The organism is Frankia sp. CcCS3, assembly GCF_977927575.1.
This window is the reverse complement of the sequence record NZ_CDWRCL010000181.1, coordinates 1-8,375: the sequence shown is the minus strand read 5'-3', so window position 1 is coordinate 8,375 and position 8,375 is coordinate 1. Positions and strand designations below refer to the sequence as shown.

The window sequence follows — 8,375 nt, the reverse complement described above, 5'->3', positions numbered from 1 at the left end:
ACCGCTCCGGCCATCGACCCGCAGCCGCGCCGGGCGCCGAGCCGGGCGCGGCTCGCGGTGGTCCGGCCGGCGCCGGGCGGGGGCCGCAAGGGTCCCTTCGTCGTGCTGCTGCTGCTCCTGTTGGCCGCTGGTCTGCTCTGCCTGCTGCTGCTGAACCTGGCGTTGATGGAGAACTCGTTCCAGGCCAACACTCTGCGCAATCGGGCGTCCGCGCTGGCGGACGAGGAACAGTCGCTGTCGGTGCGTGCCGACCAGCTCTCCGATCCGGCGTCGCTGGCCGCGCAGGCCTCCCGCTACGGCATGATCCCCGGCGGGGTACCGGCATACCTTCCGCCGGGCGCTCCGCTGCCCGTTGGTTCCCGGACCCTGACCCGGGAACCGGGCAGCGGATCCGTCCTCATCGTCGTGCCCGCATCGCCCGGCCCGAGTCCGGCCGGCGGTCCCGGGAAGACCGGCGGTCCCGGGAAGAACGGTCAGCCAGCGGCCAGCGCGACGGCGGGTGGCACCACCGGTGCCGGCGGAACCGCCCACGCCCGCCTTCCCGCCACCGGGACGGACGGTGCTGCGCCCAGTGGTCCGGCGGCCGGTGGTGCCGCGATCGGGGCGGCGGGAAAGGCCGGAGCCGGGCAGTGAGCTCGACGCCCCCGGGCTCCCCCCGGCGCGATCGCGGACGGCTACGCCTTGTTCCTTTACCGCCACCCTCCGTGTATGGTGGTCGGTTGCGGCGGGATGTCGACGATCCGGGTCGGGGGGCCGGCGACGGGCCCGGTGCGGACGAGTACGGCGACGAGGACCACGACGGCCGGTATGCGGACGGCCGGTATGCGGGCCGGCCGGGCTCGGCGCCCCGGCGTCCCGGTCGGGTCAGCCGGCCGCGGCACCCCCGGGTCCGTCGCGCCTACCGGCTGGGCAGCCCGCGCCGGCGGCTGCGGGTGTCCATCGTGCTCATGTGCGCGGTCCTCGGCGTCCTCGGGCTGCGCCTGACCCAGCTGCAGGGTTTCTCCGCCTCCACCTACGCGGCCCAGGCCGAGGCCCAGCGGCTGCGGACCATCGTGCTGCCCGCGGCGCGCGGCGCCATCACCGACCGGGCGGGCCACACGCTCGCGCAGCACGTCGAGCTGCGGGCCGTCTACGCGAACCCGACGAACGTCAGGGACATCGCGGGGACGGCCGCGAAGCTTGCGCCGGTCCTCGACGACAGCACCGAGGCGTTGCGCAGACGGCTCACCACCGACCCGGCCGACCACATCAAGTTCGTCTACCTTGCCCGCGGGCTCACTCCGGACGTGGCGGAGAAGGTCAGCGCCCTGGGGCTGCGCGGTATCGGCATCACCGAGGAACGCGGACGCACCTACCCGTCCCGTGAACTGGCCGCGAACGTCATCGGGTTCATGCGGCACGGCGATGGTGACATCCTCGAGGGCGGCGGCGGGCTGGAGCTGGCGTATGACAAGGTGCTGCGCGGTACCGACGGCCTTCGCTGGCTGGAGGCGAACCCGGCGGGCATCGAGATCCCCTCGGGCCAGAGCCGCGAGAAGGACCCGATCCCGGGTTCCTCGCTGCGCCTGACCCTCGAGCGGGACATCCAGTGGAACGCTCAGAACGCGATCGCCGACGCGGTCCATACCTCCGAGGCCGACGGCGGCATGGTCGTCGTGATGGAGCCCCGCACCGGGGACATCCTCGCGATGGCCGACTCGCCGCAGTTCGACCCGAACAACATCACCGCCCGGGATACCCCGGCGCTGGGCAATCGGTCCACGCGGGACGCCTACGAGCCCGGCAGCGTCAACAAAGTGATCACGATGGCCGCGGCGCTGGACCGCGGTCTGATCACTTCCGAGACCCCGATGACCATCCCGCCGTCCATCACCCGGGGCGGGGTACGCATCGAGGACTCCGAGCCACACGGCGTCGAACATCTCACCGCCGCTGGCGTCCTGGCCCGCTCCAGCAACATCGGCACCGTGGAGATCTCCGAGCGGGTCGGGCGGATCGGGCTGGAGCAGACGCTGCGCTCGTTCGGGCTCGGTGCCGGTACGGGCCTGAACTTCCCCGGCGAGGGCACCGGCCTGCTGCCGGCCGCCCGGGACTGGTCGGGCAGCCAGGCCGCCACCATTTCCTACGGGCAGGGCATGTCGGCGACGGCGCTCCAGATGGCCTCGGTGTACGCGACCATCGCGAACGGCGGTGTTCGCGTGACCCCGCGGCTCGTCGACGCCATCACCGGTCCGGACGGCGTCGTCAAGGTGATTCCCCATCCGCCTGGTCAGCGCGTCGTCAGCGCGCAGACCGCGGCCACGCTCACCCGGATACTCGAGGCGGTGGCGACGAACGAGGGCACGGCGCCGCTCGCCGAGGTTCCCGGTTACCGGGTGGCCGGCAAGACGGGCACCGCCAAACGGCCCGACCCGGTGCACGGCGGTTACCAGGGCTACGTTCCCTCGTTCATCGGGTTCGCCCCGGCGGATGATCCGCGGGTGGTGGTGGAGATCGTCCTGGACAACCCGAAGAAGGGTTACTTCGGCGGTCAGGTCGCCGCGCCCGTGTTCCAACGTGTCATGTCCTTCGCGTTGACCACCCTCGGCGTGCCACAGCCGATCACCAGGCCCGCACCGCTCCTGCTCGACCTGGACAGATGATCGCGATCCGCGCCGGGACGTGGCGGGCGGGGAAGGCCGGCTGGACCACCGCCGTGCTCGGGCGCCCGTGGGGATGGCCGTGCCCGCCCCCACTAAGGTCGTGACCGTGACCTCTCCGGCACCTCGACCGGCTGCCCCGCCCGCGTGTAGCCTCGCCGATCTGCGCGCGGTGCTCGCGGCCGCGGCGCCCGTCCCGGAGCCGGCGGCGTTCGCGGATGCGGGACATTCGCCGTCGGGCACGCGTGCGGACACGGACACGGACGTGATCGTGCACGGCGTCACCCACGACTCGCGTGCGGTCCGGCCGGGCGACCTCCACGCGGCACTGCCCGGTGCCCACGCGCACGGTGCGGCCTTCGCGGCCGCCGCGGTGGCCGGCGGCGCCGTCGCCGTGCTCACCGACGCCGAGGGCGCCCGCCGGATCGCGGCCGTGCCGGCCGGCCCCCCCGGGGGAGTCCCGGTGCTTGTTAGCGACGATCCACGGCGCGACCTCGCCCCGGTGGCGGCGAGGATCTACGGTGATCCCTCCGTGGCGCTGCGCCTGCTCGGCGTCACCGGCACCAACGGGAAGACGACCACGGCCTTCCTGCTCGACGCCGGGCTGCGCGCCGCCGGCCACACCACGGGCCTGATCGGCACGATCGAGACCCGGATCGCCGACGAACGGCTGGCCTCCGCCCGCACCACCCCGGAGGCGAGCGACCTGCAGGCCCTGCTCGCCACGATGGTCGAGCGTGGCGTGGGGGCCGCCACGATGGAGGTGTCCAGCCACGCGCTGGCCCTGCACCGGGCCGACGCCCTGCACTTCGCCGGGGCCGTGTTCACTAACCTCAGCCAGGACCATCTGGACTTCCACTCCTCCATGGAGGACTACTTCGTGGCGAAGGCGTCCCTGTTCGACCCGGCCCGGACCGCCGTCGCGGTGATTGGCGTGGCGGACCGGTGGGGCCGCCGGCTCGCCGAACGGCATCCCGGCGCGATCACGTTCGCCGTCGAGGGGCCGGCCGACTGGACGGCCCGGGACGTCTCCTACGGGCCGACCGGCACGCTGCTGCGCGCCGAGGGCCCGGACGGGCTGCGGGTGGATCTGTCGGTGCCGCTGCCCGGTGCCTTCAACGTCGCCAACGCGCTCGGCGCGCTGGCGCTGCTCGTCGCCGTCGGGGTCCCCCCGGCCACGGCGGCGGCGGGGATCGGCTCCCTGCCCGGGGTGCCCGGCCGGATGGAGCGGGTCGACGCCGGCCAGCCGTTCCTGGCCCTGGTCGACTTCGCGCACACCCCGGGCGCGGTCACAACGCTGCTAGAGACGGTTCGCCCGCTGGTGAAGGGCAGGGTCATCGTCGTGCTCGGCTGCGGTGGCGACCGCGACCGCGGCAAGCGCCCGTTGATGGGGGCTGCCGCGGCGACACTCGCCGACATCGCGATCTTCACGAACGACAATCCGCGCTCGGAGGATCCGGCGGAGATCCTCGCCCAGATGCTCGCCGGGGTCACGGCGCTGTCGGCTACGGACTCGGCTACGGCTACGGTCCTGGTCGAACCGGACCGCGCCGCGGCCATCGCGGCCGCCGTGGCCGAGGCCGGGCCTCAGGACGCCGTCGTTGTCGCCGGCAAGGGTCATGAGCCGGGCCAGGAACAGGCGGGGGTGGTGACCCCCTTCGACGATCGGGTCGCCCTGCGCGCCGCGCTCTCCTCGGTGGAGAGGAGATGATCCCGCTGACCCTGGCCGAGGTCGCATCGGCGACCGGCGGCCGGCTCGACGCGGTGCCCGACCCGGGCGTCACGGTGCGTTCGGTCGTCGTCGACTCCCGCGGGGTCCGCGACGGCGCCTTGTTCGTCGCCCTGGCCGGCAGCCGGGTCGACGGGCACGACTTCGCCGCCGCCGCCGTCGCCGCCGGCGCGCCCGCTGTGCTCGCCGCCCGGTCGGTGGGCGCGCCGGCCGTCATTGTCCCCGATCCGCCTTCGGCGCTCGCCGCGCTCGCCGCGCACGTCCGTGACCTGGCCGCCGCCACCGTGGTCGCCGTGACCGGGTCGGCGGGCAAGACGACGACCAAGGACTTGCTCGCCGACGTGCTGGCCGGGCTCGCCCCGACGGTGGCCGCGCCCGGCTCGTTCAACAACGAGATCGGACTGCCGCTGACGCTGCTGCGCACCGAGCCGGACACGGCGTTCGTCGTCTTGGAGATGGGTGCCCGCGGCCCGGGGCACATCGTCACCCTCTGCGCGGTGGCCCGCCCGGCGGTGGGGGTGGTCCTCAACGTCGGCAGTGCCCACCTGGGCGAGTACGCCGACGGCCGGCTGGGGATCGCCGCGGCCAAGGGCGAGCTTGCCGAGGCCGCGAGCGAGGCCGTCGTGCTCAACGCCGACGACCCGCTGGTCGCGGCGATGGCGGCTCGGACGACGGCCGAAGTGATCACTTTCGGGGAGGGCGGACGGGCCGACGTGCGGGCCGGTGCCGTCGATGTCGACCGGCTGGGCCGCGCCTCGTTCGACTTGCTGGCGTACGGCGAGCACCACCGGGTGACCCTCGGGCTCGCCGGCGCGCACCAGGTGCCGAACGCGTTGGCCGCGGCGGCCGTCGCGATCCGGTTGGGGCTGTCCCCGGATCGGGTCGCCGCGGCGCTGTCCGCCGCCCGCCCGCGCAGCCGGTGGCGGATGGAGGTGACCACCACTGCGGCCGGGGTGGTGGTCGTCAACGACGCCTACAACGCGAACCCGGAGTCGATGCGGGCGGCGCTGAAGGCGTTGGTGGGCATGCGGGGGAAGGGCCGGGCGTTCGCGGTGCTCGGTCCGATGGGGGAACTTGGTGACGCCGCCGCCGCCGAGCACGACGTGCTCGGCCGGTTCGCGGTCCGCCTCGGGGTCGATCGACTGATCGCGGTGGGTCCGGCGGCCCGCCGCATCCACCTGGGCGCCTCGCTGGAAGGCTCCTGGGATGGGGAGTCGGTGGAGGTGACCGACGCCGACGAGGCGGTGGCCCTGGTGGCCGCGCAGGCCGGACCGGACGACGTGGTACTGGTCAAGGCCAGCCGGTCCTTCGGTCTGGAACGCGTCGCCGAGGCGTTGGTGACCAGATTCGGCGTCCTCGGCGCCGGGATCGAGGGGACATGACGGCGGACAGCTGGCTCCACACACGCGGACCCGCGCGGGTGACGCACGCGTGAGAGGCGTTCTTATCGCGGCCATGGTCGCGTTGGTCGTGTCGTTGCTGGGCACACCCTGGGTGATCCGGCTCTTCCGCCGGCAGGGATACGGCCAGGAGATCCGCGAGGACGGGCCGTCCAGCCATCTGACCAAGCGGGGCACCCCCACGATGGGGGGCACCGTCATCATCGTCGCTACCCTGGCCGGGTACTTCCTGGCCCACCTGGTGACCGGTATCGGGTTCACCGCGTCGGGTCTGCTTGTGCTGATGGTGATGACCGGACTCGGCCTGGTCGGCTTCCTGGACGACTACATCAAGATTCGTAAGCAGCGCAGCCTCGGGCTCACCGCCCGGATGAAGTTCACCGGGCAGGCCGCGGTCGCGATCGTCTTCGGCCTGCTAGCCGTCCGGTTCAAGAACGACGCCGGGCTGCTCCCCGGCTCGACGTACATCTCGATCGTGCGGGACACGAGCTTCTCCGTCGGCATCATCGCCTTTCCCCTGCTGGCCTGGATCATCATCGCCGCGACCTCTAACGCGGTGAACCTCACCGACGGCCTCGACGGCCTCGCGGCCGGCACCTCGGCGATGGTGTTCGGCGCGTACGTCATCATCTCCTTCTGGCAGTTCGGCAACCTGTGCGAGCCGCACGCGGCCGAGGCGGGCTGTTACCTCGTGCGTGATCCCCTCGACGTCGCGCTGGTCGCGGCGGCGGCGATGGGGGCCTGTTTCGGGTTCCTGTGGTGGAACGCCAGCCCGGCGAAGATCTTCATGGGGGACACTGGGTCGCTCGCGCTGGGCGGCGCCTTCGCCAGCATCGCGATCGTCAGCCGGACCGAGTTGCTTCTCGTCGTCCTCGGCGGCCTGTTCGTCATCGAGACCCTGTCCGTGATGATCCAGGTCGCGTTCTTCAAGGCGACGAGGAAACGCGTGTTCAACATGGCGCCGATCCATCACCATTTCGAGCTTGCCGAATGGCCCGAGACGACGGTGATCATCCGATTCTGGATCGTCTCGGGACTCGCGGTGGCCTTCGGCCTGGGCCTGTTCTACGCGGAGTTCCTCTCCCACGGAGGTGGCTGACGCCATGACGGGCGACGGCCAGGGCCCGGGCGACCTCGCGACCCCGACCTCCTGGGCGGGTCTGCCCGTGCTGGTCGTCGGGATCGGGGTCTCCGGGCTCGCCGCGGCTCGGGCACTGCTTGCCCGCGGCGCGCGGGTCCGGGTCGTCGACGCCGACGACTCCCCACGTCACCAGGGTGCGGCCGCGACGCTGCGGGCGCTCGGGGCCGAGGTGGACCTCGGCGGCCTGCCGGCCGATCCCGGGGACAGCACGCTGGTCGTCACCTCGCCCGGCGTCCCGCCGACGGCCCCGCTGATCATCGGGGCGGCCGGCGCCGGGATCCCGGTCTGGGGGGAGGTGGAGCTCGCCTGGCGGTGGCGGGGTGGGAGCCGGTGGCTCGCCGTCACGGGAACGAACGGCAAGACGACAACCACCGAGATGCTCGGCGCGATGCTCGCCGCCGGTGGCCGGCGATCCACCACCGCCGGGAACATCGGGACCCCGATCGTGGACGCGGTCGCCGCCGAGCCGCCCTACGAGACCCTCGCGGTGGAACTGTCCAGCTTCCAGCTCCATTACACCCACACCATGGCCCCCCTCGCCGCGGCCGTGCTCAACGTCGCCCCCGACCATCTCGACTGGCACGGGGGCGCGGCGGCCTATGCGGCGGCGAAGGCGAGGATCTGGCGTCGTCCCGGGACGACCGCGATCGGCAATGCCGACGACGCCACCAGCGCGGACCTGCTCGCCGCCGCTCCGGGGCGGCGGGTCCTGTTCGGTCTCGACCCGGCGGCCCGGCCGCGGCCCGGCCTGACCGTCGTCGACGGCCATCTCGTCGACGAGGCCTTCGGCGGCGGGCGGCTGGTCGCCGTCCGCGACCTCGCGCTGACCAGCCCGCACATGATCTCCAATGCGCTGGCCGCCGCCGCGCTCGCCCGCGCCGAGGGCGTTGGCCCGGCCGCGATCGGCACGGCGCTTGTCGCCTTCCGGCCCGGCGCCCACCGCAACGCCGAGGTGGCCGTCATCGACGGGGTCCGCTGGGTGGATGACAGCAAGGCGACGAACCCACACGCCGCTGCCGCGTCGCTGGCCGGCTACCCCTCGGTGGTATGGATCGCGGGCGGCCTCAACAAGGGCCTCGCCTTCGACGATCTCGTCCGCGACGCGCGCCGGGTGCTGCGCGCCGCGGTCCTCATCGGGCGCTGCGCTGATGAGATCGCCGCCGCTCTCGCCCGACACGCCCCCGATGTCCCCGTGGAACGGGCTGACGGCATGGACGATGCGGTGAAGGCTGCGGCGGCGTTCGCGACCACCGGTGACACGGTGCTCCTGGCACCGGCCGCGGCCTCGATGGACATGTTCCGGGACTACGCGGCGCGCGGAGATCTGTTCGCGGCGGCGGTCCGCGCACGAGAGGGGTAACCGTGGCGGGGTCGGGAGCGTCGTCGCCGCCGTCCACCGGGACGTCGGCGCGGCCCGCGCGGGCCGCGCGGGCGGCGCGAGGGCCCAAAGCCGTGCGAACCGGCTC

6 protein-coding genes are annotated in these 8,375 nt (G+C 73.3%); all 6 read left to right on the top strand.

The window, feature by feature from the left end; genetic code table 11:
* Positions 1-633, top strand: a 633-nt coding sequence (ftsL, locus tag AC08OQ_RS14880; RefSeq protein WP_476601395.1) for a cell division protein FtsL, incomplete at its 5' end; no start/stop codon positions are given.
* Positions 634-719: 86 nt separating this feature from the next.
* Positions 720-2,642, top strand: a complete 1,923-nt coding sequence (locus AC08OQ_RS14875; protein ID WP_462188188.1) for a peptidoglycan D,D-transpeptidase FtsI family protein — start codon at positions 720-722, stop codon at positions 2,640-2,642.
* A 73-nt stretch (positions 2,643-2,715) separates the two neighbouring features.
* On the top strand, positions 2,716-4,350 hold the full coding sequence (locus AC08OQ_RS14870; RefSeq protein WP_476601394.1) for a UDP-N-acetylmuramoyl-L-alanyl-D-glutamate--2,6-diaminopimelate ligase: 1,635 nt from the start codon (positions 2,716-2,718) through the stop codon (positions 4,348-4,350).
* The gene (locus AC08OQ_RS14865) at positions 4,347-5,750 is read left to right on the top strand and encodes a UDP-N-acetylmuramoyl-tripeptide--D-alanyl-D-alanine ligase (protein ID WP_476601393.1); all 1,404 of its coding nucleotides are present in this window, start codon (positions 4,347-4,349) and stop codon (positions 5,748-5,750) included. Before AC08OQ_RS14870 ends, AC08OQ_RS14865 begins: the two co-directional genes overlap by 4 nt.
* 49 nt (positions 5,751-5,799) lie before the next feature.
* On the top strand, positions 5,800-6,867 hold the full coding sequence (gene mraY, locus AC08OQ_RS14860) for a phospho-N-acetylmuramoyl-pentapeptide-transferase (protein ID WP_462188191.1): 1,068 nt from the start codon (positions 5,800-5,802) through the stop codon (positions 6,865-6,867).
* Between the two features lie 4 nt (positions 6,868-6,871).
* Positions 6,872-8,269 (top strand): UDP-N-acetylmuramoyl-L-alanine--D-glutamate ligase, encoded by a 1,398-nt coding sequence (murD, locus tag AC08OQ_RS14855; RefSeq protein WP_476601392.1) that lies wholly within the window; start codon positions 6,872-6,874, stop codon positions 8,267-8,269.
* Positions 8,270-8,375 lie beyond the last annotated feature (106 nt).